The 1,083-nt window shown below is 47.7% G+C and carries 1 protein-coding gene; it reads right to left on the bottom strand.

Features of this window, described 5'->3' with window-relative positions; all coding sequences use genetic code 11:
- Nucleotides 1–10: 10 nt before the first annotated feature.
- The gene (locus MH215_RS28935) at nucleotides 11–967 is read right to left on the bottom strand and encodes an IS30 family transposase (RefSeq protein ID WP_239294292.1); all 957 of its coding nucleotides are present in this window, start codon (nucleotides 965–967) and stop codon (nucleotides 11–13) included.
- Nucleotides 968–1,083 lie beyond the last annotated feature (116 nt).

Here is a 1,083-nt window from a genome sequence, read left to right as displayed (position 1 = left end):
TGACGAATTGTCAAGCCAAGTGCGACAGTTCCTTTGAAAAAGATTCGTGAGCGGTTTTCCATCCCAAACATTTACGGGGTCTGTTATTGATTAAATCGAGTGAACGGGCAAGCTCGTCATCTTCCACTTCGGCAAGATCCAATCCTTTCGGGAAAAACTCTCGAAGTAGCCCGTTTGCATTTTCATTGGAACCCCTTTGCCAAGATGAGTACGGATCAGCAAAATAAACGTCCAGGTTATGGGTGGCTTCCACATTCGCATAGCAGGCAAACTCTTTACCACGGTCTGCCGTAGCGGTGAGAAACGTACCCTTCGGATATTGTGAGATGGCTACGCCAAGGGCAATTTCCATCGATAAGGCTGTTCGATCTGGCATGAGTATGGCCGTATACAGACGTGTCTTACGTTCAATGAATGTGGCGATGCATCCTTTGCTTTTTCCACGACTCGAAACCATCGTGTCTAGTTCCCAGTGTCCGAATGTTTCACGAGAGCGAACCTCTTTGGGACGCTCAGCAATGGGCTTTCCAACGCGGAATCTACCGCGAGTTTCAGAGGGTTTCTGTCGCTTTCCTTTATGACGGAGAACCCGTAGCATGCCTTGAACCAGTCTGCCTTTGTATATCCAGCGATAGATCGTTCTGAAGGAAACAACAGGCAAACCATCCATGCGAAAACGTGCCATGATTTGCTCTGGAGACCATGTCTCATGGAGTTTTTCCTCCAGCGAATTCGCTAAGGACATAGACCACTTGCCTGGCGATACAGAAGCTTTTCGCCGTTCATGGTACGCTTGCTGGGCTTGTTCCGCATGGTATACCTCGGAAAATGTAGTGCGTTCCAACTCACGACAAATCGTCGAAGGATGCCTTCCCAATTCCTTTGCGATGGCTCTTGAACTATGACCTTGCCGATGGAGGATTTCTAGCTTGCTGCGCTCAATTATGCTAAGATGTGTGTAGCTCATGGTGGATTCTCCTTGTGTGAATGTGGTGTAGGAACCTTCATTCTACACGAATCCGGCCATGGGCCCTTTTTTATTTATTTTCAGTAGGTGTCGCACTTCATATTACAATCCGTCAT

It is taken from the genome of Paenibacillus sp. ACRSA (assembly GCF_022346845.1).
Lineage (GTDB): Bacteria > Bacillota > Bacilli > Paenibacillales > Paenibacillaceae > Paenibacillus.
Note: the sequence above shows the minus strand (reverse complement) of the source record. Positions and strands in the feature narration are given on the sequence as shown.